This is a genomic window from Pseudoalteromonas neustonica (assembly GCF_001653135.1).
In the GTDB taxonomy this organism is placed as follows: Bacteria; Pseudomonadota; Gammaproteobacteria; order Enterobacterales; family Alteromonadaceae; genus Pseudoalteromonas; species Pseudoalteromonas neustonica.
This window is the reverse complement of record NZ_BDDS01000014.1, coordinates 1-24,911: the sequence shown is the minus strand read 5'-3', so window position 1 is coordinate 24,911 and position 24,911 is coordinate 1. Positions and strand designations below refer to the sequence as shown.

Annotated in this window: 20 protein-coding genes and 1 pseudogene; 6 read left to right on the top strand and 15 right to left on the bottom strand. The window is 42.0% G+C overall.

Annotated features, from left to right (window positions below; all coding sequences use genetic code 11):
- Positions 1-19: 19 nt before the first annotated feature.
- The 7 genes from A7967_RS16325 to A7967_RS16295 form a co-directional block, all read right to left on the bottom strand.
- Positions 20-2,338, bottom strand: coding sequence for a family 20 glycosylhydrolase (locus A7967_RS16325; protein ID WP_054204118.1), 2,319 nt, complete (start codon positions 2,336-2,338; stop codon positions 20-22).
- A complete protein-coding gene (locus A7967_RS16320; RefSeq protein WP_054204117.1) occupies positions 2,331-3,287 on the bottom strand; it encodes a sugar kinase in 957 nt (318 codons plus the stop codon). Before A7967_RS16320 ends, A7967_RS16325 begins: the two co-directional genes overlap by 8 nt.
- Positions 3,280-4,728: a sodium:solute symporter family protein gene (locus A7967_RS16315; protein WP_054204116.1), complete on the bottom strand. Its 1,449-nt coding sequence runs from the start codon at positions 4,726-4,728 to the stop codon at positions 3,280-3,282. The genes A7967_RS16320 and A7967_RS16315 overlap by 8 nt, the downstream gene beginning before the upstream one ends.
- A gap of 166 nt (positions 4,729-4,894) precedes the next feature.
- Positions 4,895-5,278 (bottom strand): RidA family protein, encoded by a 384-nt coding sequence (locus A7967_RS16310; RefSeq protein WP_054204115.1) that lies wholly within the window; start codon positions 5,276-5,278, stop codon positions 4,895-4,897.
- Complete coding sequence (locus A7967_RS16305) at positions 5,271-6,740, bottom strand: N-acyl-D-amino-acid deacylase family protein (RefSeq protein ID WP_197279059.1); 1,470 nt, start codon at positions 6,738-6,740, stop codon at positions 5,271-5,273. The genes A7967_RS16310 and A7967_RS16305 overlap by 8 nt, the downstream gene beginning before the upstream one ends.
- Complete coding sequence (locus A7967_RS16300; protein WP_054204114.1) at positions 6,740-7,591, bottom strand: MurR/RpiR family transcriptional regulator; 852 nt, start codon at positions 7,589-7,591, stop codon at positions 6,740-6,742. The genes A7967_RS16305 and A7967_RS16300 overlap by 1 nt, the downstream gene beginning before the upstream one ends.
- Positions 7,592-7,603: 12 nt before the next feature.
- Positions 7,604-8,836: an amino acid deaminase gene (locus A7967_RS16295; RefSeq protein WP_054204113.1), complete on the bottom strand. Its 1,233-nt coding sequence runs from the start codon at positions 8,834-8,836 to the stop codon at positions 7,604-7,606.
- Positions 8,837-9,052: 216 nt separating this feature from the next.
- Between A7967_RS16295 and A7967_RS22830 the strand changes: the two genes are divergently transcribed.
- Both A7967_RS22830 and A7967_RS22825 read left to right on the top strand, forming a co-directional pair.
- Positions 9,053-10,672, top strand: coding sequence for a TonB-dependent receptor plug domain-containing protein (locus A7967_RS22830; protein WP_157756419.1), 1,620 nt, complete (start codon positions 9,053-9,055; stop codon positions 10,670-10,672).
- Positions 10,665-11,999, top strand: a complete 1,335-nt coding sequence (locus A7967_RS22825) for a TonB-dependent receptor domain-containing protein (RefSeq protein ID WP_099458997.1) — start codon at positions 10,665-10,667, stop codon at positions 11,997-11,999. Before A7967_RS22830 ends, A7967_RS22825 begins: the two co-directional genes overlap by 8 nt.
- A gap of 140 nt (positions 12,000-12,139) precedes the next feature.
- Here the strand turns inward: A7967_RS22825 and A7967_RS16285 are convergent, their stop codons facing one another.
- The 3 genes from A7967_RS16285 to A7967_RS16275 all read right to left on the bottom strand — a co-directional run bounded on the left by A7967_RS16285 (position 12,140) and on the right by A7967_RS16275 (position 14,462).
- Complete coding sequence (locus tag A7967_RS16285; protein ID WP_054204112.1) at positions 12,140-12,679, bottom strand: hypothetical protein; 540 nt, start codon at positions 12,677-12,679, stop codon at positions 12,140-12,142.
- A 429-nt stretch (positions 12,680-13,108) separates the two neighbouring features.
- A complete protein-coding gene (locus A7967_RS16280; protein WP_054204111.1) occupies positions 13,109-13,576 on the bottom strand; it encodes a GNAT family N-acetyltransferase in 468 nt (155 codons plus the stop codon).
- Between the two features lie 166 nt (positions 13,577-13,742).
- Positions 13,743-14,462: an SIR2 family NAD-dependent protein deacylase gene (locus A7967_RS16275; protein ID WP_054204110.1), complete on the bottom strand. Its 720-nt coding sequence runs from the start codon at positions 14,460-14,462 to the stop codon at positions 13,743-13,745.
- Positions 14,463-14,646: 184 nt separating this feature from the next.
- Here A7967_RS16275 and A7967_RS16270 point away from each other — a divergent pair, with 184 nt between their 5' ends.
- The gene (locus A7967_RS16270; protein ID WP_064435861.1) at positions 14,647-16,890 is read left to right on the top strand and encodes a TonB-dependent receptor; all 2,244 of its coding nucleotides are present in this window, start codon (positions 14,647-14,649) and stop codon (positions 16,888-16,890) included.
- 28 nt (positions 16,891-16,918) lie between these two features.
- Here A7967_RS16270 and A7967_RS16265 read toward each other — a convergent pair whose 3' ends face one another.
- Both A7967_RS16265 and A7967_RS16260 read right to left on the bottom strand, forming a co-directional pair.
- Positions 16,919-17,944, bottom strand: a complete 1,026-nt coding sequence (locus tag A7967_RS16265; protein WP_054204108.1) for a Kelch repeat-containing protein — start codon at positions 17,942-17,944, stop codon at positions 16,919-16,921.
- Positions 17,945-17,963: 19 nt separating this feature from the next.
- Positions 17,964-18,989, bottom strand: coding sequence for a GGDEF domain-containing protein (locus tag A7967_RS16260; protein ID WP_054204107.1), 1,026 nt, complete (start codon positions 18,987-18,989; stop codon positions 17,964-17,966).
- Between the two features lie 486 nt (positions 18,990-19,475).
- Here A7967_RS16260 and A7967_RS16255 point away from each other — a divergent pair, with 486 nt between their 5' ends.
- From A7967_RS16255 to dld, 3 genes are read left to right on the top strand one after another with little or no spacing between them, the layout of a single operon-like run.
- Positions 19,476-20,033, top strand: a complete 558-nt coding sequence (locus A7967_RS16255; RefSeq protein WP_054204106.1) for a DJ-1/PfpI family protein — start codon at positions 19,476-19,478, stop codon at positions 20,031-20,033.
- Between the two features lie 34 nt (positions 20,034-20,067).
- Complete coding sequence (locus A7967_RS16250; RefSeq protein ID WP_054204105.1) at positions 20,068-20,466, top strand: ribbon-helix-helix domain-containing protein; 399 nt, start codon at positions 20,068-20,070, stop codon at positions 20,464-20,466.
- A 7-nt stretch (positions 20,467-20,473) separates the two neighbouring features.
- Positions 20,474-22,162: a D-lactate dehydrogenase gene (dld, locus tag A7967_RS16245; RefSeq protein WP_054204104.1), complete on the top strand. Its 1,689-nt coding sequence runs from the start codon at positions 20,474-20,476 to the stop codon at positions 22,160-22,162.
- A gap of 115 nt (positions 22,163-22,277) precedes the next feature.
- Here the strand turns inward: dld and A7967_RS16240 are convergent, their stop codons facing one another.
- The 3 genes and pseudogenes from A7967_RS16240 to A7967_RS16235 form a co-directional block, all read right to left on the bottom strand.
- Positions 22,278-24,020: an SWIM zinc finger family protein gene (locus tag A7967_RS16240; RefSeq protein ID WP_064435860.1), complete on the bottom strand. Its 1,743-nt coding sequence runs from the start codon at positions 24,018-24,020 to the stop codon at positions 22,278-22,280.
- A gap of 94 nt (positions 24,021-24,114) precedes the next feature.
- Positions 24,115-24,228, bottom strand: a pseudogene (locus A7967_RS23660) (hypothetical protein); the annotation flags it as partial.
- 27 nt (positions 24,229-24,255) lie between these two features.
- On the bottom strand, positions 24,256-24,911 hold a 656-nt coding region (locus A7967_RS16235), incomplete at its 5' end, for a transposase (RefSeq protein WP_082916343.1).

The following is a 24,911-nucleotide window of genomic DNA, read 5'->3' as shown; positions in this document are numbered from 1 at the left end:
CCTATTCCTCATTAAGTCCCTATTGCCCACACCCTAAGCGTGCTTTCTTTAAACGGTTAATTGATGCGATAACTTGGGGAATAGTGCCGTTGTTATTTTTCACTAAATGCTGCTTAGTCAGCTTATCGTGTTGCTTGAGTGCAAGGAGTATTGCCGAATAACTTGCTTGCCATTGTTGAACCGCTAAAAACAGCGGCTGCTCGTGTTCTAGTAATTGTTGCCACTTTAGTAGTTTGCTGTGTAGTAACAATAATTGCTGATCGTCACACGATTGCTGATAGTCATCCACCGCATAGTCAAATTGTTTTAACGTCAGGCTCTCTACGGGCAGTACATCCACAAGTTTATCCAGTGGCGCTAATTGATGATATTCATCACGTAAAAACGCTAAATGATGCAAAGTATAATAGTGCGCAGGTTCGATCAGCTGGCTAAAAGTAACGAGTGCATCAAGATCGTCTTTTGAACTAATTGGTAATTGCTTTAAACGCTGAATAAATTGTTGCTGATGTTGTAAACCAATTTTTTCAATCGCATAGCGGTTCATAACATCAAGCCTGTTATACATATCGCGCTCATCTATTACACTCGCAGGTGACCAGAAACGCTCACCTATGGCATAAAGCCTTGGCCAAATGCGTGAATCTAGATTATCAGTGGTGATCAATTCAGCCCAAATTGTCGCTTCACCACCGAGTACATTGCCTGATTTAACCCGTTGCTGCTCATGTATTAACTGCTGGTTTAACTGTATAAGCGATACCTTATCTGCGCCATGACTGGTAAACGCATAAGGCGTGTTACCCACATATGCCGAGATACTAGCAGTATTTGATAAATTAAAGGTCAGTTGCGTAGGGCCAAGCCAAGTGTCGATTAACAGCTGATAGTTATCTGCCGTTTTAGTCACGTTATCGGTAATAAATGCCCCTTTACCAACAATGTTTACAATTGCGTGTATGCCAGCATGATCATCGTCACTTTCAAATACGGTAATGTCGCCCGTTACCGCACTGCCTTTTAAACGTGTTAGCGTAAAATCAACATGTCCTATCACAGCGTTTGCCGTTACGCTGGGCTTAACCGGTTGCTGCGGGTGGTTGCGATAGTGATAGCTACTCCACTGCGGTTGATCAATATAAAAACCACTCGATAGCAACCCGTCGTAGCCTGCTTGGGTGATCGCCGCGAGTGAATGGTGCCCGCGCCATGATTGCACTAAGGTATTTTTAGGTAAGCTTGGGTGCAGTACTTCATCCCAGCCAATCATTTTTTTATTGTACTTTGCTAATATTTTCGCAACCCGCTGATTAAAATAAGCATGTAGTGCATGGCTGTCAGCCAATTTTTGCTCGCGCATAAAAGCCTGTATTTTGCTGTTTGCTAGCCAATCTGTGTCGTCAATTTCATCGCCACCAATATGTAAATACGGATCAGGAAACAACCCCGCAAGCTCTGCCACTATTTCATCAACAAATTTATATACCTTAGGATTACTTGGATCGAGTAGCGGTTTAAATACCCCCCAACGTCGTTCCAGCTCAGTTAAAGTTGTACCGCTACCAAACTCTGGATACGCCATTACAATGCTGCTGGCATGCCCTGGCACATCAAACTCTGGCACCACACGAATACCTAACATTGCAGCATACGCAACCACGTCTTTGATTTGCGCTTGGCTATAATACAAACCATCTGAAGCCTGTTGATGCAACTTGGGGTAGCTATTTAGCGCTATTCGCCAACCTTGATCATCAGTTAAATGCCAGTGAAATACATTGAATTTTGCTGAGGCCAAGCCACGTAACGTGCGTTTTACGTCTTCTATAGGCAAAAAGTGGCGCACACTATCAAATAATAAACCACGCCATGGATAAGTAGGCGCATCCGTTATAACTAAATTGGTCAGTTCGCGGGGCTTTTCGGCACTAAACATTAACTGCGATAAACTCGCAAGGCCACGTAAAATGCCATACTGATTACGACTGCTGAGTTTAATTGAGTTATCTGCAATCACAATTTTATAGCTTTCATCCATACCTAAATAAGGCAGAGCTGAAGCGCGTTGGCTGATACTTATTTGTAACTGTGCGTTTTTAACATCACGCCAATCAAGCTTAGTAAACTGCTGCGCAAACGTTGAATTCAACACCAATGGCGTTAATAACGCTTGATGCTGTTTACTAATATGCACACCAAGCTCAGCATTTAATTGGGTTTTACCTGTCATCATGATTACCTTTGCAGGCTTTGGCATGAGCGCAGGTTGAGCGCTTGCAGTTCTGGGCAGCACTACGATGAGCATGATTATGCCAATCAAATAAATAAACTTATTCATAATCAGTGTCCTGTTCGGTGGTGCTAAGTAGATTACTCGTTACTGTTGTAAGTGTTGTGCTCACAATTGCGCCGTTTGCTGCAATAACCTGTGCAGCAAGTTGTTGCGCCGTATTAACCGCAGCATCACACTGTTGCGATATTAAGTATTCAGCCAAAAACCCTGCGGCAAACGCATCTCCAGCGCCAGTAGTATCAACAATACGTTTTACAGGCTGCACGGGGTAACGCCTTAACAGCTGCTGTTGTATTACCAAGGTGTCGTTAACCCCTTGTTTAATAATCACCAAGGTATGTGCGTATGCTTGATAAAAATTTACCAGTTGCTGATGCGAAGCAAGCCCAAAAACACCAAAGTGATCATCATCCGTGACCAATAAAATATCGGCACACGCGTAGGCTTGCTTATAACTACTTTGCGCTTTGGCTTTATTTTGCCAAAGTACTGCACGGTAATTGCTGTCAAAAATAACCTTGCCACCCGCATTTTTATAAACCGCAATCGCGGCCATAAATAGCTGCCTACTTTGATCGTCCAAAATAGCGAGACTAATCGCCGAAAAGTACACGTAATCAAATTGTTTATCCTCAAGATCCGCTAAAAAAGCCTGCTGTTGATCTAGTTTAAAATATTCTCTGGCAGCACTATTTTTACGGTCGTAATGAAAGGTCCGCTCGCCGCTATCATCAAGAGAAATGCCATATGAGCCTAAAGTATGTGCATCACTGCGTAATAAGTACTGTAAATTAAGCCCTTGGTTTTGCCAGCGAGTGTAAGCCTGTTTACTTAATTCATCATTGCCGATTGCCGATGCAAAATATACCTCAGCGCGACTCATTAATAACCGCTTTAAATACACCGCACTGTTATAGGTATCACCACCAAAACACAGTGTATTATTTAGCGATAACTCGCGCATCGCTTCACCAAAAAACGCTATTTTAATCATGCTGCATTTCCTCGCGTTGCGCTTGTAAAATAGCCAAAGCTTGTGCTGATGTACACGTTTGTACAGGAGTGAGTAAAGTGACGATTGCCGCTAACGCAGCGGATGCTAAGGTAGCTGGAATAATAGGATTACTCCAATAAGCCAGCCAATTGGGCATTAAGATAATCGCCAGCGATACACACAGCGAAACAACCAAAGCGGTGATCGCGCCTTGCCAATTAAAACGCGGCCAAAAATGGCCAAATAACACACAGACACATAAGCCCGACATCAAAGTAGCGATCATATTGGTAATGTAACCAATCACGTCGTTAGTCAGTAGCGCCAATAATAAAGCAATACCTATGGTCATCACTAAACCGATACGCGACAGCATCACCACGTCTTTGCCGTGGGGCATACGTTTAAACACTAAACTATAAAGGTCGCGTATTAATACACTCACTGCGGCAATGGCATCAGAGCTGGCACTGGAAATTGTCGCCGACAGGCCCGCAATAATGACCAGAGCCGCTAAGCCAAACGGTAATAATTCAAACGCCATATACGGGAACGAAAAGGCGCTGTTTTCTAATGCGGGGTTAAGTGCATAGGCCACCATGCCAATAATGGCAGGCACAATAGCAAACACTAAATACAACCCGCCTGATAAATAAAACGATTGGCGAATACTTTTTACATGTTTGCCTGAGTAAATTCGCTGGCGAAATGATGGCGCCACTAACACACCAATCAATACCGCAAAAAATAATGATAAACCATGTACGTAACCAATTTTATCGAGTGATAAAAAGCTTTGATTAACAGCTGGCTGCGCACTTGCCATCTCTGCTAAACCGCCTATCTCGTACAGCGCGACTCCCGCCATCAAGAAAAACCCAACAAATAATATCAACGCCTGAATCGAGTCAGTCCATACCACGGCAACATAGCCACCAATCACCACATAAATACTAAAACCTAAGGCAATAATCAGTTTGGCTGAAAACGGTGATAGTCCAGTCAGCCACGCTAAATACATACCACCGCCTAGAATATGTGCCCCTAACCAGCCAATACTGGCGACAAAAATAAACACGGCAATGGTATTTTTGACTAATGGGTGGGCTCCAACATAATAAGAAACTTCTTCACTCATGGTCATAAATTGATGCTCGCGCACCGGCGCAAATAACTTGGCCAGCAGCAAAATGCCACACGCGCCACCAAGGCCGTAAATCATCCCTGCCCAGCCATTTAAGTAGGCAAAACCGACCGCCCCCATTGACGAGCCGGTGCCAACCATAGTGGCAACGGTAGTGCCTAACGTAAGAAAAAACGGTAAGTTACGTCCACCCAGTAAAAAGTCATCTCCCCCTTTAGAATTGCGGCTTACCCACCAGCCAAACCAGATCATAAAACCTAAGTAACCTAAAAAGGCCATTAATAATTGCCACTTCATAAGACACCCTGCTGCACCAATCCACGTTGTACCTTACGGCACTTATCATTATTAATTACGAGGTTGGTGTTAGTTATTATTCTGTTGATTAATATATCTAAGCCACCTAAGAGCCGTTATTATTTTTTATGCTCTTAGGTATAAATTTTGATGTTGGCAGGAGAAGTTAAAGTGCTTTATAACACGTCACATCCACTTCAACTTTACAGTCGACCACTAAATCCGCCACAGCACAAATACGTGCTGGTGGATTAGCACCAAAATACGCTTTAAATACTTTATTAAACGACTGAAAATAACGTGAATCGGTTAGAATAACGGTAACGTGAACCACATCTTCGAGGCCGTAACCTGCTTCTTTCATAATATCGAGGCAATTTTCAATCGCTAACCGAGACTGATCAATAATGCCACCTTCAACAACTTCGCCATCTTTCATCGGGGTTTGCCCTGACACCATTAACCAACCACCCGCCTCTACTGCACGTGCAAACGGTAAATGTTGACCACCCGTGCCTTTACCGCCCTCAATACCAATTCGTCTAATCATGTTTACTTGCTCCTAAGGATGTTAAAAATTGACCCGAATACGCGGGTAAAACTCGTTTATCTTTAAATGTAGTTTGGCCATTAGTCCAGACTTGGTGAATACCTGAGGCCGGTAATTCTGAATCGACAAATGTTGCGTTATCAATAACCTCATCGGCATCAAATAGCACTAAATCGGCAAAGTTACCGACTTTGATCACGCCACGATTTGCCAACCGATAATTAGCGGCACTGAGCCCGGTCATTTTATGAATAGCGGTTGCCAGTGAAAAAATCCCTTCCCCGCGGCTATAATGTCCCAGCACACGAGGGAATGATCCCCATAACCGTGGATGCGGATGCGGGTCGCACGGTAAACCGTCAGAGCCAATCATGGTTTTATCAAACGCTAAAATAGTTTTTACATCGTCTTCGTTTAAACCATGATACACCGCGCCCGCAGGTTGCAATTTTTTAGCGGCGTCAAGCAAACTCATGCCCCATTGCTTAGCTATATCTGCCAGTAATTGCTCTGCCATTTCTGGATGGGCTTCTGACCAGGTAATAAAAATATCAAAGTCATCGGTCACTTGGTTTAAATCTAAGGTGCTGGAGCTGGCTGCATACGGATAAGCATCACAACTGCATTTTGAGTGCTCACCTTGCGCTGTAAATTTTGCCAGTAGTTCAGGGGCACGCCCCCAATTATTTTTACCCGCACACTTTAAGTGGGAAATAATCACTTTAATACCAAACTCTTGCTCCATTGCAAACGCTTCATCCATTGCTTCAAGTACGGCATCAAATTCGGTGCGTAAATGGGTGGTATAAAGCGCATCGTGCTTTTTTAAAATACCGCCAAATGCGTATATTTCTTGTTCGGGCGCACAATGTGCATTGCGATAGGCAAGGCCCGTGCTAAGACCAAGTGCGCCTTGCGCTATGGCTTCATCTAATTGCAATTGCATCGCAGTAATTTCATCAGCGGTTGCTGGGCGCAGTAAATCAGTCATAACATTGTTACGCAGCGTAGTGTGTCCGACTAAAGCGGCCACATTCACATTGGCCTTTTTACGATTAAATGCATTGATATAATCGCGCATCTGCGCAAAGGTAAATTCGCTTTTCTCGCCCAATAAATTCATTGGATCTGGCGCATCGGCGTTTAATTTTGCAGGGGCGGCACTGATCCCACAATTGCCTGTGATCACTGTAGTCACTCCTTGGCTTATTTTTGCGGCCATATTCGGGTTTCTTAGTAGCTCAAGGTCATCATGGGTATGAACATCTATAAACCCAGGCGCAAGGCACAAACCATTGGCCATTATTTTGTGCGTCGCCTGCCACTGTGATAACTCGCCCAGAGCAACAATGTACTGCCCTTGTATTGCGACATCCATGCGCTGGGGATCATTGCCTAATCCATCAAACACGTTTGCTTGATAAATAATTGTATCTACTGATTGCGAGGTATCGTGCATCATTAATCTCCTAGTGGCGCTCTATCTGGTCCTTCACGGTACTCATCTAATTCATGCTTAATGCGACGCAGTTTTTCTCGAGATTTTTTCTGAGTCAAAATAGCCACTTCACTGGCCAATATGTCTACGGCCGCAAGCATGGCGTAGCGCCCTGTACTTGGCGTAAAAATATAATCTGACTCATTGGTTTTTATTGGTAAGTGAATCGTTGCGATATCAGCAAGGGCACTGTCTGGGCAAATGGCAATCACTTTAGCACCGTAATCTTTGGCAATACTTGCCGCGTCAATTAGGTCATTTGGTAAGCCAGTAAGCGATAACACCACCACCACATCACTGATATCAACACTTGCTGCGGTCATGCGCATCATCACCGGATCGCTATAGGCATTGCTTAGTACATCAAGGCGAAACAACCGGTTGTGGCACTCTTGTGCGACCACCGAGCTGCCGCCGCCAACGCCAAAAATTAAAGTATGTCGGCTCCCCGCAATACAACGTGCGGCTTCTTCCACCAGCGATTGCTCAATAAGCCCGGCATTAATATCTAAAATATCGTGTATAGCTTGATAAATGGCCGGAATATCTTCACGTACTGAGCTGCTTTCACTAATAAAGCGCTCACCTACTGCCAGTGATTGCGCAAGCTGGAGTTTCATATCACGTACATTATCGCAACCTAATGCTTTAGCTAAACGAGTAATTGATGCATGGCTCACTTTAGCGCGCTGTGCTAAATCACTTATACTCGCGGATGCTGCATATTGCAGATCGGCTAAAATTAATTGTGCAACAAGCTGTTCTGATTGGCGTAAATGACCTAAACGCTCTTTAATTCGCGAAACAATATCCAATTACTTATTCTCCTAAAAATACGTATCAAAGATATCAATAACGTTATAGTTATCGTCTATGACATTAATATAACGCCATTTATCAAATGTAAGGCAAGGATGCGAAGTCCCAAACGCAATAATATCACCGACTTTTAAATTGCTATTTTGTTCAACACGGAGCATGGCATGCTGGTCCATTATTTTTTCAACTTTCCAATCAGCACCCGCTTTAGTAACAACACCGTGTTGATCAATATGTAAATTGGCAATGGGCAACCCAGCATCAAACGCTACATCGCGCTTGCCCATTCCTATAATTGCACGCCCAGGTTCAGGTATTGATTGCACATACGCCCAAATTTCTAAGCATGACTGTAAATCACTGCCAATATTACACGCTAATGGATTACGCGCTAAAACCTGCTGTTGGGCAGCATCATAAATTCCCTGATCATGAGCCACATAACAGCCAGGGCGGATCACCGGCACCATATTTTCAAGCATATTGGCAGGGGCAAAGGCATCACAGACTAAGTCGTACCATGCAGAGCCGCCGGCGGTGATCATCACTTGATCGGTAGCAAATGCATTATCGGCAATCAACTCTTTACACTGCGCAACAGCATCACTTAAAAACGCTGCAACTTGGCTTTGAGTATTTAGTACGCCTTCATACACTTCAATACCCGCAAGCTGTAATGATGGAAACTGACTAATATGTTTAACCAACTGCTGTAGTTTTTTACTATCAACAACACCACAACGCCCACCGGGCACACCCAATTCAATTAACAGTTTGAGTGTTACACCTTGCTCGCAAAAAAACTCAGCCAGTGACGTCACGTTATCAACATCATCAACTAAGCAGTAAAAATCAATTTCAGCACTGTGCAATAAGTTTGCTAAGTGCTGACAGTTAGCTTTGCCGACCAACTGATTTGCCATAATAATACGCTTAGCACCGGCCTGCGCTGCTACAACCGCTTGATGCACCGTGGCGACCGTAATCGCATATGCGCCGGCACTGAGCTGCTTTTTAAAAATGCCCGGTGCCATCGTTGTTTTACCATGGGGTGAAAACGCCACCTGACTTTGTTTGGCAAACTTTGCCATCCACGCAATGTTGTTATCCAAGCGTGTTTGGTAAATACATGCACAAGGGAGGCTCACTTGTTGCTTAGCAACATTGCAATCACCTTGTATGAGCGCATCGTTAGTGCCTAAGCCTTTATTCACAGTATAAATTTTTGCGGCGTGTTGCATGACTAACTTTCCTATAAATAAAACTCTTATTTTAAATCATTACCTTAGATAGCAACGTTACATTAAAAATCAAAAAACTATCAAATGTTAATGTAATTGTTATTGCATTTTGCTTGAAAGCAATGTTAATTAATAACAAGCAAAGAGTCAACATGTGTTACAAATTAACAGAGAGTAATAATTAACGTCTAAATATACAGGATGAGGTACATCAACATGAGCATTAAAAACCGTCGCCAGCCTACTCTAAATAAGAGCTTAACAGCGAAAGCAGTCGCCGCTATCATTTGTGGATACGCCAGCTTTGGCGCTTTTGCCGCTGATCAAGCCCAAACAGCAAGTGACGACATAGAAACTATTGAAGTACGGGGCATTGCCGCCAGTAAAAAACAAGATATTAACAACAAGCGTTTTAGTACCGGGGTAATGGACTCTATCACCGCTGAAGATATCGGTAAATTACCCGATGTCACTATTGCCGATACCCTGCAACGGATCCCGGGGGTGCAAATTCGCCGCTCAGCAGGTGAAGGTTCAACCATTAACGTACGTGGTATGCCCCAAGTTACCTCATTGCTCAATGGCGAACAATTTTTAAGTGCTGGCTCTATCACACAGCTACAACCTGATTTTACTGATATTCCAGCCGCACTCTTATCCGGTATAGATGTGCTTAAATCGCCACAAGCAGACACTTTAGCTGGTGGTATTTCTGGTACTTTAGATTTAAAAACTCGTCGCCCATTCGATCTTGAACAAGGCAGTACATTGTCATTGACTGGGGAAGCGACACGTGGGAGCTTATCGAAGCAAACAGATCCTAAATTCGTCGCCTTTGCTGGTTACAACAACGATATCTTTGGCATTATTGTCACTGCCGCTTACGACGAAAGCACCTTAGCAAACTATCGCAACGGCACTATTTTAAACTCATCAGAAGTGCGAGGTGAAACGCGCATTGACCTTACAACTGACAGAGACTTTAACGGTGATGGTGATTTTAATGACAGTTTTTACAGCCAGCGATTTTATGGCGTAATGGACCGTGAAACCGAGCGTGATCGCCTTGGCTTAAACACTACCATTCAATATCAAATAGCTGATTCACTGACATTCACCGGTGATTTGTTTTATACAAAAATGGATGATGCCGATCGCAAACAAGGGGTGATGGTTGATAGCGCTCGAGGAGATATCTGGGCTTACTCAGATAATTTCATCCCACGTCTAGATAATGGTAAAGGTGGGCAAATATACACTGTTAACGATACAAACTTAAAAGTACGCCGTGTTAGTGCCTACTCTGAAAGTTTAACGAACGATCGCGAATCAACCAACGCCAGTTTTTTATTCGAATACCAAGGTGATGGCCCATTATCTGGCGAGTTTAAGTATATTCATGGTTCAGCAGAGCGCAGCCATACAGAAAACGTCGCCCATGGCTTTTTAACCTCTGGTGCACAACATGGTTTATTGAAAAATCACGGTGATGGCATTACGCCTGTTAACCCCAATGGTTACGGCCCTGATGAAGTGGATGTAAGTTTTTCTCGCAGTGGCGAGTACCTCACACTTGGCTTTGACGAAGGGTTTGGCAACGACATAAACCAATATAATCTGGTCTCAACCTACTCTGAGAATAACTTTGAAGAAGAAGCGACCCTTGATGTTGCCCGTATTGATGGTCATTATGCCTTTGAGACAGATCATCTACAGAAGGTTGATTTTGGTCTGCGCGCATCAAAACGTGATGTAGAGCGCGAAACCTATATTTTAGTTGCCCCATTTACCACTGGGGATATTACTGCCGATGTGATGAGGCGCATCTTTGGGTGATACTAACGGTGATGGCGAAAACAGCGTAGCAGGTGGTGATTTAACGATAGGTAAAACCAACTTCTTTAGCGATTTGCCTGCCGGCTGGGTAAACCAAGTAAATGGTTTAGGCCCAGGTGGTAGTGGGCACAGTTTTTACTTAATCGACCCAAAAGTGATGGACGATCCAATGGCGTTTCAAAATGCCATTTATCCGGGTAACAAACGTTTAGCTAATCCCTCACGCACTTATCAAGTAAAAGAGCAAACCCAAACCGCCTACTTTAAAGCGAACTTTGCCGGCGAATTAGGGGATTTAAGTTACACCGCTAATATCGGCGCGCAATACATTAAAACCGAACTCGACATGCTGCAAAACCAGTTAGGCTCAGCACGCCCTTGCTCATTATGTACCGCCAGTGAAAAAACCGGTGAAAAATGGTTAAGCAGAGATTACTCAGACTTTTTACCATCAATGAACTTTAACTTAAACCTCACCGAAGAGGTTATTTTACGTGCCGGTTACGGTAAAACCATGACCACTTTAGATATTGGTAAGCTTGCTGGTGGTATTAGTGTTGGTCGTACCCGTGCTGGCGATGTACTAGCCGCAGAGCTTGGTGTTAGCCCTGATTTATTAGTGGCTGTACAGGGTCGTCAAAATGGTAACCCTGATTTAAAACCGTGGCGCGCAACAAACTACAACTTATCGGCCGAGTGGTATTTTAACGACAGCGGCTTACTGAGTATTTCAGCCTTTTTAATGGATATGGAATCTTTCATTCAAAGCGGTATTGTAATGCAAGGCCTGCCCGATATTGATGGCGTGGTGCGCCGAGAAGTGCCTGTAAGCACAGAAATAAACGGCAAAGGCGGAAATATCAAAGGCATTGAAGTGGTTTACCAACAAGCGTTTGATTTTTTACCTGCACCCTTTGATGGCTTAGGGACGTCAGTTAACTTTACCTATGCGCCAAGTGACAGTGCAAATGCGGATGTTTATGGCGAAAGCTTACCGATTCAAGATAATTCAGAAAAATCAGCCAATGCGGTACTTTGGTATGAAAAAGGCCCGTTGCAACTACGCCTCGCGGCTAACTATCGTAGCGACCGTTTAGATAGCCTTAGCTCGCCGATGGGAGAGGGAGTAATGCCATTTTGGACCGACAGCACTTTGTACTTTGATTTGTATGCCGGCTATGAATTTGCCGAAGATATGAGTATTTATACGTCGGTGAGCAACTTAACTGAAGAGAAGGAAGATATTTATGCGCAGTGGTCAGATCATGTGATCACTCAAAATATCTTTGAGCGCCGTATAACCTTTGGTATTCGTACTCGCTTTTAATTGTAAGTCAATTTGATAGCACCAAATTTGGTATACTTCTGCCCAGGAGATGAAAGACTTAGCACAGTTATTTAAATAAGCTTTTTGCCAAATACCAAACCAGTACAGCCTATAAAGTTGTACTGGTTTTTTTAACAAGCTTACTGAGTTGATTGCCTATAATGATCAACAGCAAAACTAAACAATACTTTAATCATAAAAAATACACTAACCATTAAAAACCACGTAGGAAGAGATAAGTAAATTAGTAAAAAAATCCCGTAGCACATTAAGTTTGCAGCAATAAAACCCTGTATCGATTTACCGTGTAATGCATTTACAACACATGCTGTCACTATCGTATATGCCCAAATAATCAGCGCAATATCCATTGGCTGCGAAAGTAACCATGCAATTGCTACTATATGAACATGAATGGCAATAAAGATAAGCCGGTTTTTCGGGCGTTTTGCATAAAACGCATTCGTGCCAAGGCTAAAATTAGCAATACAGCCCGCTAATACATCAGCGATTAATATAAACGCTAAGATTACCTGCCAATTGTCGAGCTTGATGTCCGCAACAAAATAAACAAGCCAACTTCCTACCAGCGCAAATAATACAGTGCAACTCACCTCTAGCATCGATTGCTTTTCACCAAATACCTCATGCAAAAATTGAGGGGTTTTAAAGTACGCCATTGGTTATATAACTCCTTTTAAAATTTAATAACATTCCTTTAACGCACTAACTTCGCACGCTTTGTTTGCTTTAATCACGACATCAACATGCCTCAATAAGCCACATGCGCGGCGTAAAGCTCACCTACACAAACTTATAATGAATGCTGGTATATATCTATATCAAACCCTCGAAATACAGAGGACTCAATAAACGAAAACCCAGTTCGATTAGCCACTTTAACCGAGTTCACGTTGTCAGGCTCAATCAGCGCATATACCCAAATCACCTCAAGATGCGAGTTTCAGTTGGAATTTAAAGCGATTTAGACAAGGCATTGATTGCAAGTAATAGTGGTTCTATTGTTAAAATTAATAACGCAGTATAAATCGCTTTAAAGCCAACCCGCAGGGCGTTTCACAGTAACTTACTCCCATCGTTGTTACTTCTTAAAAGGGGCTGCCATTGTTGCAAAGTAACGCCTTGGTATTAAGCCCCTGTGAAACGCTGAATTCTGCCTCTTGAGGTGGCTTGGGTATACCGCTTAGCGCAAGTGTATCCTTGGCAAAAGAGAGTACCCCTTGCGTCGACTCAACTGCATAGCCTTTACCTTGCTGCGAAGTGGCCAGCCGATAATTAATGTGTACAAGCTCTTTGTCACCTACTTGATGCTTATTTAGCCCGCACACACCAACAAATTCATTGAAATTGTTATAAATAATCCAATGACCATAGCCGTTTATTCTATACAGCTGCTGGCAGTTTTTTATAAAATCATTTATTTGCAGATCAGAATGCACACCCACTGTTGAGTGTTTCATTACCAGCGGATCCGCAAGCACAAATGCTAAATCCTCAGCATCACTTGGCGTGATTTCACGTACACTAAGTCTTTGAGTTTCAAAAATAAATGCCACATCATTTCCTTTATGTTGTTAGATACTAATAACTTCCTAGGGGCAATTGACTCTTTGTTGCTCGGTTTTTACTTAGCCCGCTAGGTTACAAGCCTCGCGCGCGATTAAATCGCCCCTAGATTGAACAAATTTCAATCCACAAAGGTCAACACGCCTTAGCGCAAACCTACCCTTGCTGTTGAATATATTCCAGTGCCGTCATTTTTTTATAGCTCACATTAGGGTGCATAATGTGTGCAGGCTCAGGGTCGACTATCTCAACAGGAATAGCATAACTGCGTGCGACCTCAAGTGCCATTTGAGTAATGTTTACACTAAACGAAGTGCCCATAAAGACTATTTTGTCAGCATCCGCCATACGTTGCTGCGCTTCACTAATACGGTAAAGCTCGGTGTAGTATTCATCAAATAACAACACCAAGGGTTTGAAAGACTGGTTCAATACAGGCTGTTGATTATCGATTTTAAACAACTCAAGTAATGAGTCGTGTAAACAGCTTTCGTCTACATCATCCCACGGCGTAGTGTGCGGTGTTACGTCATCGCCCTGATGATGAAACAGCGTCATTTGATCAAGTCGGCCATGAATAGCAATGTAATTTTTATTACCCGCTTTACCATCGAGTCCGTCTATATTTTGGGTGATCAGATTTTTATCGCTAAGCCAGTGATGTACTTCATTAGGCCCATGATTGCGATAAGTGGCAAATCGATGGTAATACCACGCTAAAAACTGCCGTGGGTTGTTTTGATACATTGCCCGAGTAGCCATTTCCATCGGTGTGTAGTTTTTACTGCCGATAGTCCAGTAGCCGTCTTCGCCCCGAAAAGTCGGGATACCACTGGCGGCACTGACACCCGCACCAGTGATGTATAGAGTATTCATTATTACTTCTTATTAAAATCATAATCTTGCTCAATAAACTATCGTAAAAAACCAACAAGGTGAATCGATATTAATAATTTTGAGTAATTCATCAGCTTTATTTGATAATAAGATTAAAAACCATTACCATTCGCGTAATATTGTACCCGAAATAATATATTCCCCAATCTTACTAGGAAGTAGCATGAAAAAAACGCTTTTATCCCTTGCAATCACTAGCAGCATTGCCCCTTTTTTATTCAGCTCAGTTGCAATTGCCCATCAAAGCGCGGATAAAAATATTGAACGTGTTGTAGTAACAGCTAACCGCACACAAACTGCAATCAGCGACATTGCAGGTACAGTCTGGTTGGTTGATTTAGAGCAAATTGAAACTCAAATTAATGCCGGTGTTGATTTTAAAAATGCGTTAGCGCAGTTAATTCCTAGCCTTGATTTAGGGAGCCAAAGTCGTACAAATTATTCTCAGAATATGCGTGGCCGTCCAATGATGGTCATGATTGACGGCGTATCACTGAACTCCTCACGAGGTGTAAGCCGTCACTTAGATGCTATAGACCCATTTAATGTTGCACGTATTGAGGTTATCTCTGGGTCTACCGCAGTTTACGGCGGAGGCAGTATTGGTGGTGTTATTAATATAATCACCAAAGAAGGTGACGGTAATCATGAATTTAATGTCGGTATCAAATCAGGTTTTGCAGGTCATGATGATTTAGGCACAAACTTAGCCGCAGCCACCAGCTGGAAAAATGCACGCTCGAAAGGACGCGTATCTCTGGCTTATAGTCAAATAGATGCCATGCATGATGGCAACGGCGATCCAATCATGATGGATACCACACAATCTGGCCTGCAATATACGCAATCTTTAGATTTAATGGCATCAACAACATTTAAAATTAATCAGCAGCAATCTATTTCGATGTTAGGGCAATATTACAATAACGAAAGCGATGGCAAGCACGGTTTATATTTTGGTGATAATTCAGGTTCTTTATTTGGTGATATGACAGGTGTTGGTATTCGCGCGGGGCTTGAATCTGAGCATGTCCCACAAACCAAACGTAGCCTGTTTAATGTTGATTACCAACATCTTGATTTTTTTGGCCACAACTTAAATATTCAAGCCTTTATGCGCTCTGAAGATTTTGATTTTTACCCCCGCCCTCGTTTAAATTCAACCCAAGACGCTATTTCAAGCTTTTCCAGCTCAGAGCAAAGTACTGATGCTTACGGCTTTAAATTTGTACTTAATAAAAAGTGGCAAGCAGTTGATCTCGCATATGGTTTCGATTACGACAGCGAAGAGTTTGAAGCACTGCAAACCTATTATGATCCAACAATTGCACAAGCCAGTGGCGGCCTCACTATTCAGTCGTTATTTAGTGTCGATCGTTACCCTGGTTTTGAAGTAGACAGTAAAGCATTTTTTGCACAGTTAAGCTGGCAAGTAATTGATAGCCTATCGCTCTCCGCAGGTATGCGACAACAACGTATGAACAATACAGTGTCCGATTTTGTTGCAGGTAGTGCATCAACTCAAATAGCCCAAAACACGGCCCAGTCAGCCGATGCTATTTCCGGTGGGTCAACCGATTATGATGTGACACTATTTAACTTAGGGGCTGTTTTTGATATCACTGATAATCAACAAATATGGACTAACTTTGCACAAGCATTCGAGCTCCCAAATGTAGCCAAATACTACGGTAAAGGTAAATACCTCCCCGCCGATGCAAATGGTCATCTAGCATTGCAAGAAGGCTCAACTGTCAGTATTGGTAATTCACGCTTAAAAGGCATTAAAACTGATTCTTATGAGCTTGGTTGGCGTTTTAATAATGAAGATTTAACCGCGCAAGTATCTGTTTACCAAAGTCAGTCTGATCAAAGTATTGTTACTAACCGAAAAACATTACTAATCGACGTAAAAGAAAGCCCATTACGCACCCGAGGTATTGAAGGTCAAATTGACTACGACATTAATACCGCGTTTCGACTTGGCGTTAATGCACATTTTGTACGTGGGCAGAGTAAAACTGCACAAGGCGACTGGGCAAAAATTGATGTTACTAAAGCCAGCTCCTCAAAGTTCACCAGTTATGTCGCGTGGCAAGGTGATACTTTAAATGTGCGTTTACAATCTAAAACCATGTTTGATTTAAAAGATGATGGCAGTAAATTCAATGCTAAAAAAGCAGATCGCCAAATTGATGGTTACACAGAGCTTGATTTAATAGTTAACTACCCGTTATCAACAGGCACTATAAACTTTGCTGTTACTAATTTGCTAGATAAAACATACACAACACAATGGGGCAAAAGAGCTATTTACTTCTATAGCCCAGGCTATGGCCCAGAAGCACTTTATGATCATAAAGCGCGCGGGCGTAGCTTTAACTTAAACTACAGCGTTAAGTTTTAATATAGTAAAAATCATAACCAAAACGCTGCTACTTTGCAGCGTTTTGTATTTTATAACCAAGCACTTTATTACTCACTTGCTGATGATTATCCATCCCGCCAATGCGGTACAACACACCGTTATGTTCAAGTAAACCACGGTGATCCATGCTTGAGGATTCAGCCGGGGTAAGCACATTCCAGCGATTACTTACAATATCAAAACGCCACACGTGGTTGCTCGCTGGTGCTGGTTTACCGTTGTACCCCATGCCATCGTAATTATAGGGATTTGACGATCCTGCAAGCATATAAATAGCACCGTTAAAGCGGGTGGCCGCCATACGATAATGTGATGTTCCCGTTGGATGTGGCAACGTGCGCCAATCAATTTTTAATGGGTTATTCTCATCAATAGTGCCTTTTAAACACTGAGCAACGCTTGCAAATGATCGACGTTTATCAACGTTTGCCTGCGTTTTTACGCCATCACACACCACAATTGTATTCCCACTGATTGCTGCGGCTTGGCCAAATACAGGTTCACCTAAAAATGGCGATGCCTGTTGCCATGTATCGGTTTTTATATCGTACACTTGCACAAGATTTACATTGCCATCGTTATGCCAACCGCTGACTAAGTAGATATAACGCTGCTGATAAGTGAGTGCTACGCTGTCGTCAACTGGAACCGGCATTGTACTAAGCTCAGTGTAGCTATCGTTTTTTAAATCATAACGGTATACATCAGGGCTGGAAATTTCGCTATGATCTGCGCTTAGCGTATAACCACCAAATACATACGCATATTCACCTACACCAACGGCTGTACTGGCTAAACGGCCTTTAATTGATAAGCTACTGGGAACGGGTGCTTTAGCGTGCCATTTAGCGTCGCCTAGTTTTAATGCCCACACTTTATTGTGCACACTGGTATGATCTTTACTCGCGCCAATGCCCATAAAACTTAAAAAATAGGGCTGCTCATTCACAATTACTTTTGCTACTGCATTATTTGCAACTGGTTCGGGTAATACTGGAAGCGCGCTAAGCGCAATCGACAACAATAAACTCATTAGACCTCATTAAACCTCATTAAGCACAAGTACGGTTTTTACCACTATTTTTTGCTTGATAGAGTAAAGCGTCGGCATGTTGAATGTCGCGCTCAATTGCAGATGAATCTGTGATCTCAGCAATCCCCATACTCACGGTGATGCTTATAGTATAACCGTCAATATGCAGCGGCTGTGATTTAAGTGCGCCATGCAACGTATCTGTTAATTGTAACGCTTTTGCTTTGTCTTTATTTGGTAAAACAAATAAAAACTCCTCGCCGCCCCAGCGTGCCACTAAGTCGTTATGTGTAAGCTGCTGCGTAAAAATACCAGCAAGGTGGGTTAATGCATGGTCTCCTACAAAATGACCATACTGATCGTTTATTTTTTTAAAATCATCTACATCAAGCAATATAATCGAAAACACAGGATTAATATCGTTACTTTTTAATTCCGCCAGCTTTGCCATCATACTGCGTCTATTGGGTAGGTTAGTTAGTGGGTCTATAGTGGCAAGTAATTCATTTTTTTGCGCTAAAAGCGTCAATTTTTCACTGTGGTGTTGCCTAAAGTGTTCATATAATCCACTTAGTGCAGCCACTATAATAAACGTTAAAATAATACGGGAAGGAAAATGTAAAGTACCGTAATCGGTAAATTGAAAAGTAGACGCTAAATAAAAGGCATACAACATTACTAATACAAAAAAGAAAATATCAACAATGCCTTTTTTAAAACCACGAATAAAAAAGGTGATCGGTGCAACAACATAAATCCACAATGGCCCAGTTCCGTGACTCCCTCCGGTTAAAACCAAGTAGAACATCAAAATATAAATGGTGTATAAAATAGTGGTCGAAGCAAGTAATAACCGCTTATGTAAAAATGCAGTAACAAAAAATGAAATTACAAAACAGATGGACGCTATAACAAGTACTAAACTTAGTACCCCTAAGCCGCCCCAAAATGCCATAACAGACATAAAACTGGTAGTTAAAAAACCAATTACGGAAAATAATTTTATTATTAGCTTTCGTTGCGCTAAATCTGAATAGTTACTCACTGATAAATCTACACCATATAATTAAATCAAATACGTACCTAAATCCTAAAAGCTCCGCCGTTAATGCTGTGCAGGGGGATTTATCTGCTAATACGTTATGGCCATTTATAAACTTTAAATTATAAATATGCTACTAAAAACGATATATATTATTCCATTTAGTTTAGTACCCAAGAATTTTAGGGACATAACCATAATTTAAGCTTTAGCGGCATTTAAAGCATCATGATTTAATATTAAGCGCCCATCAACGCAGTGATCTCTTCTTTTTGAACTAAAACACCCTTTAAGAGATTACCTATTACAAACTTTAAATGTGATTTAGCCAACGTTTAATAATATGCAAAAACCCGACAAAATAGCTCTGTGTAGTATTTGGATATTACCCGCTCCGGATCCACATATGTTTTACTAGACTCTCTTATATTTTTGTATTTGAACGCACTTAAAGCAACGAGCAAATACCTATTAAATTTGGAGCACAGCATGGCTAGAGTACTAATGATCACCGGTGATTTTGTCGAAGACTATGAAAACATGGTGCCTTTTCAAGCTTTATTAGCAATGGGACACGATGTTGATGCCGTATGCCCTGATAAAAAAGCAGGCGATACAATCGCAACGTCAATTCATGATTTTGAAGGCGACCAAACTTATACAGAAAAACGCGGCCATAACTTTGCATTAAACGCGACATTTGCCGAGCTTAATGTAAATGACTACGATGCGCTTTATTTACCCGGTGGCCGTGCCCCTGAGTATTTACGTTTAAACCCTAAAGTAATCGAAATTATTCAACACTTTGCAACGGCAGATAAACCCATTGCTTCTATTTGCCACGGCCCACAATTACTCACCGCAGCGGGAGTGCTTGAAGGTAAAAAAGTATCAGCATACCCTGCTTGCCAGCCAGAAATAAAAATGGCGGGTGCACAATACGTAGATTTACCGATGGACGGCGCAATCACAGATGGTAAATTAGTAACGGCCCCGGCATGGCCTGCACACCCTGCCATGTTAAAGCAATTTGTGGCATTGTTATAAGCACTGCTAATACAGCATCGAGAGGTTAATTTTTATGTGCCAACTTTTTATTAATGCCGACAGCCGCTTATGGACCTGTCGTACCAAATCTTTGCGTATTGATGGCGTTGTTACCTCAATCCGTTTAGAAGAGTTTTTTTGGGATATTTTAGAAGAAGTCGCATTTCGTGATCAAATGACCGTAAACCAAATGATCACTAAGTTGTATCTTGAGTCTCTTGATGCTGATCACGACATAGGTAACTTCACGTCATTTTTGCGTGTGTGCTGTTCGCGCTATTTATCGTTGGTTGCCGATGGCAATTTAACCCGAGAAGACGCATTACCCTTAAATGATATAGACGCAACGCATTTGTTAGAACAAGAAAAACTACGTACCAGCGTGCGTAAAAACCTATTTAATGACACATCATTAAAGCCTTCACTAAATTAGAGCTCTTATGTCACAGTCACAGTTAGTCGCATCATTAAAAGAAATCGTTGGCGTTCGTTATGTATTAACAAGCGACCGCGCCACAGCGCCTTATCGTACAGGCTTTAGAGAAGGCCATGGACCCGCGCTTGCGGTAGTAAAACCTGCCACACTATTACAGCAATGGCATATTTTACAAGCCTGTGTAAGCGCTAATGTCATTGTTATTATGCAAGCGGCCAATACCGGCTTAACGGGCGGCTCAACCCCAACTCAAGGGTGTGACCGTAATACGGTTATTATTAACACAACACGAATTAGCGATATTCAAGTACTGCCCGCGCAACAACAAATTGTGGCATTTCCAGGGGCTAGCTTATTCTCACTAGAAAAAGCCCTCGCCCCGTATGGCCGAGTGCCACACTCCGTTATCGGCTCCTCGTGCATTGGCGCATCGATTGTTGGCGGCGTATGTAATAACTCAGGTGGCGCATTAGTGGAACGTGGCCCAGCGTATACTGAGCTTGCCTTATATGCACAAATAAACAGTGATGGCAGCCTAAGCTTAATTAATAATTTAGATATTGACCTTGGTGATACACCAGAGCAAATACTCACTAACTTACAAAATAAGAAATACAGCGAACACGATGTAAAAACAACAGCAAAAAAAGCCTCTGATCGAGAATACGCTAACTGGGTGCGTAAAACGGATGATGATACCCCTGCACGCTTTAATGCTGACCCACGGCGCTTGCACCAAGCCAGCGGCTGCGCAGGCAAACTCGCTGTTTTTGCAGTACGTGTAGACACCTTTGCCAAAAACGAACAAGAACTTACTTTCTATCTTGGTACTAATTCATCGACCGCATTACAAGCTGTACGCAAAATATTGCTAGAGCAAGCCACCAGCTTGCCTGTTTACGCTGAGTATTTGCACCGCGATATTTTTGAACTTGCTGATAACTACGGCCGCGATACGGTTTTACTCATAAAAAACCTAGGCACAAACTGGCTACCTAAGTTTTTTAATATTAAGCGCCAACTTGATGCTGTATGCCAAAAACTGCCTTTTTTACCAAAAAACACCATTGATAAATTAGTTTATCGCCTTGCTAAGCTGTTCCCAAGCCAAACGCCAAAGAAACTCCAACAATGGAACAAGCAATACCAACACCAATTAATTTTGACTGTCAAAGGGGATGCTCATCAGCAAACTCTAGCACTGCTTGAGCAAGTTAAAAAAGACTACCAACTTGATTTTTTTCAGTGTAGCGAACAAGAAGTAAAAGCAGCGTATTTGCTGCGTTTTGCAGCCGCAGGCGCAGCAGTACAATATGCAAAAATAAACCATAACGAAGTTGAAGATATTCTCGCGCTAGATATTGCACTCAAGCGTAACGACAACGAATGGTTTGAAAAGCTACCACCCAGCATTACCGATAAACTAGTGAGTAAACTTTATTATGGCCATTTTTTGTGTCACGTATTTCATCAAGACTATTTAGTACGTAAAGGCGAAGACTGCAAAGCCGTAAAAGCGGCTTTACTCGCACTGTTAGAGCAACGTGGTGCCGAATATCCTGCAGAGCATAACGTAGGGCATCATTATCATGCCAAACCTGCCTTGGCCGATAATTACCGACACTTAGACCCAACCAATACCTTAAATGCAGGCATCGGCGGCATGTCTAAAAAGCGTGATTACGCAGAGTAACGTATAGCTGCGGGCTTACCGTGTGTAAGTCCGCGTTAAATCCACGCTAAATCATTGCAAGCTCAATAAAAATAACCAGCTCAATTTTGCAGACACCGTCTGCAAAATTTAATTATTAAAAACACTCAGGAAAGTATTCTCGCAATAGCTTCATCATATTACGTTTTTGTTTAAAGCTTTTAGCGAGTGTACCAATCATGTCATACAATAGCGTGCAGTCAGCGTTGGTGTCTTTTAAGTTTTTTTCTATTTTAATTAATAAATTAGTTGCTTCACGGTAAGCGTCATTATTGGTTTGTCCAATTATGTTGCTAAGTGATTTGTGATACAAGTCAATCGACTCTTGTGGATATTGCGCCATAATTAAACCAGCCAACGTTATTAATTGGCTCGACTTAACCTCATGTTTTGCAGCTAATGAACGTGCTTTTGCAATGTCGTTTTGATCAATATAAAAATCCAGTAACTCACTCGGATAATTAGTAAAGCGATAAGCACCTTGGTTTGATTTAGCCGCTTTATCTGACAAAGAAAGTAATAATTGCTCTACCTTTTGCGTAAACTCTGCATCAATGATACCGGTTTTTAGTTGTAGCGTTTGTAAGTTTTTAAAGCCATTAAAACTCGGGCTATCAACAAATAACTGCCACGCTATTGCCCATGCGGCCTTAAATTCTGATAACTCAAGGCGAAGTGCTATTTCATCACGTTTACATGCCAACACTTCATGGGGCTTATTTGCCCGTTGATACGCTTGCTTTAAATAGTACTCGGCATCTAATAAGTCATTACGCGCTTTGCAAAGTGCAGCTATTTTTAAATAATCATCTGAATCATGGGCTGTTAGTTTAATTAAACGCAGTTGCTCTTGCCAATCATCCTGTTCTTGCGCTTGTTTTATCAATACCGAGGTAAGGCGTGTAAGTGCGTTTTTTTGTCTCCAGTCATCAAAATCAACGCCTGCTTGCAGTCGTTTTTCTATTGCCGCTGTACACTGTGATAAAAACAAGGTATTTACACTTGGCGTTATGTCAAAGTCATGCGGCACACTCGGGAATACATCGTATTTATAATCTTCAAAGTGCTCAAAAATCCACTGCGCTTTTTGTTCATCAGACCAAGGTAGTTGATTAAAAAGTTCGCTCAATTTTTGATTAAGACTCCTCTCTATCTCAAAGCGAAAGCCGCCCGAGTCATCTATCCCCTCAAGCACTGTATTTAAACGTACCAAGGCTTTAAGATTCAGCAGCCATTGCTGATCAACGGGCAGTTTTTCTATTGCAGGGAATATCATTTCAAACAATGAGTCTGCCTCAGCAAAATAGCCTCGCACTTCACTCCAGCCCCATATTTGCTTTTTAGGCAACGCCTTGGTGATAAGTTTACTTAGCTCCCCTGCGCCCATTGCCTGTTTATCGTTTGCCATTATAAGTACCCATTTGTCGTACTCATGCTCTGACTCGTCTAAAAAAGCCATGATTATATCGGTCAGTTCAGTAGTGGGTTTATCTAAAAACCACGCGATGAGTTCACTGCGCTCATTATCTTGCGCTGTTTCATCATTAGCATTTGCATCAGCGAATTCAGCAGCGGATAAACTATTTACTTTGAGCGCCACGGCAACGCCATGTTTGCATATCTCTTGATAATCGCCTGCAGGGCATGTACAGCTAGCCAAAAATTGCCCTGCCGCGTTATTTTCTAAAGTGACTTTGTATTTAAACTGCCCCGCCACGGTTGCCATTGCCTGGTTATCAATAATAAGCAACTTGCTAACATGGTTTGACGCAAACAAGCCATAACCAAGATCGTACGTTTTGCTCGATGCGCGCTGTATTATTTCGCCTAAATCAAACATGGTAATCAGTCCTTATTTACATAATTAAAATGCATTAATTTTTTTCCAATTCTTACTAAAGCATAATCTAATTGCGATACTAGCCATAAGCTGTTTACCCCTCTTTATTCGCTTTCACGCTCTGCGCTTGTTCAAATATTTCTTTGTATACTTCATCGCGGCTGATTGGTGGGTACTTAAATTTAGCCAGTATTAAAATAAGCTCTACTCTTAGGGATGATTCATAGCTTAGTTCTTAAGGAACATTGATCGCGTAACTTCCTATTTTAAAACGGCAAATGTCACTCTCTTTTTCAATGGATTGACGCTTACAATTTTCCGCTAGTAGCTTTAGTACACGGTGTATCTTGTGGCTGCACCGTGTTTGCTCCATGCAACTTAGAATATCATCCAACCAAAGATAACTGCACTTGCTCGCTCTAAATGTCGAGATCGCACACTTAAACATCGTCGCTGCACTATGGCAGATAAAACGCTTGATCAGTGTTTGCAGTATGCTCAACCAAACCAGTGATTCGGCAATATGTAGGTCTCGTGTGATAAATCCCTTAAGGTTGTTCCATGACTTTAGCTCTTTGAAAAGTAACTCAATTTGCCAACGAGTTGCGTATATATCGAGTAACTCGTCAAAGTTAAACTGTACTTCTTTTAAATTAGTAACAAGAAAAACGGGGCGCTTTTCATCCGGTAAATAGATAAGTCTGTACTCGGGTCCATTTTTCTTCCAACGTACTGTTAATTCAAGTGGTTGACTTGCGAATTTATCGAGTAACGTTTTGAGTTTAATATTCTTCTCTTTGAGTTCTATACCCGCGCAATAAGCTGATGTAACGATTGGGTTGATGTTTTTATTTGCTCTGACCAAAAAGTGGCCGCCATCTTGGGATACTT

Excerpts from the sequence above, each read along its gene's own strand:
- A7967_RS16250 (WP_054204105.1), top strand. The coding sequence starts at position 20,068 with ATGTGCCAACTTTTTATTAATGCCGACAGCCGCTTATGGACCTGTCGT.
- A7967_RS16255 (WP_054204106.1), top strand. The coding sequence starts at position 19,476 with ATGGCTAGAGTACTAATGATCACCGGTGATTTTGTCGAAGACTATGAA.
- A7967_RS16275 (WP_054204110.1), bottom strand. The coding sequence starts at position 14,462 with ATGAATACTCTATACATCACTGGTGCGGGTGTCAGTGCCGCCAGTGGT.
- A7967_RS16320 (WP_054204117.1), bottom strand. The coding sequence starts at position 3,287 with ATGATTAAAATAGCGTTTTTTGGTGAAGCGATGCGCGAGTTATCGCTA.
- dld (WP_054204104.1), top strand. The coding sequence starts at position 20,474 with ATGTCACAGTCACAGTTAGTCGCATCATTAAAAGAAATCGTTGGCGTT.
- A7967_RS16270 (WP_064435861.1), top strand. The coding sequence starts at position 14,647 with ATGAAAAAAACGCTTTTATCCCTTGCAATCACTAGCAGCATTGCCCCT.
- A7967_RS16295 (WP_054204113.1), bottom strand. The coding sequence starts at position 8,836 with ATGCAACACGCCGCAAAAATTTATACTGTGAATAAAGGCTTAGGCACT.
- A7967_RS16305 (WP_197279059.1), bottom strand. The coding sequence starts at position 6,740 with ATGATGCACGATACCTCGCAATCAGTAGATACAATTATTTATCAAGCA.
- A7967_RS16310 (WP_054204115.1), bottom strand. The coding sequence starts at position 5,278 with ATGATTAGACGAATTGGTATTGAGGGCGGTAAAGGCACGGGTGGTCAA.
- A7967_RS22830 (WP_157756419.1), top strand. The coding sequence starts at position 9,053 with ATGAGCATTAAAAACCGTCGCCAGCCTACTCTAAATAAGAGCTTAACA.
- A7967_RS16265 (WP_054204108.1), bottom strand. The coding sequence starts at position 17,944 with ATGAGTTTATTGTTGTCGATTGCGCTTAGCGCGCTTCCAGTATTACCC.
- A7967_RS16285 (WP_054204112.1), bottom strand. The coding sequence starts at position 12,679 with ATGGCGTACTTTAAAACCCCTCAATTTTTGCATGAGGTATTTGGTGAA.
- A7967_RS16325 (WP_054204118.1), bottom strand. The coding sequence starts at position 2,338 with ATGAATAAGTTTATTTATTTGATTGGCATAATCATGCTCATCGTAGTG.
- A7967_RS16315 (WP_054204116.1), bottom strand. The coding sequence starts at position 4,728 with ATGAAGTGGCAATTATTAATGGCCTTTTTAGGTTACTTAGGTTTTATG.
- A7967_RS16240 (WP_064435860.1), bottom strand. The coding sequence starts at position 24,020 with ATGTTTGATTTAGGCGAAATAATACAGCGCGCATCGAGCAAAACGTAC.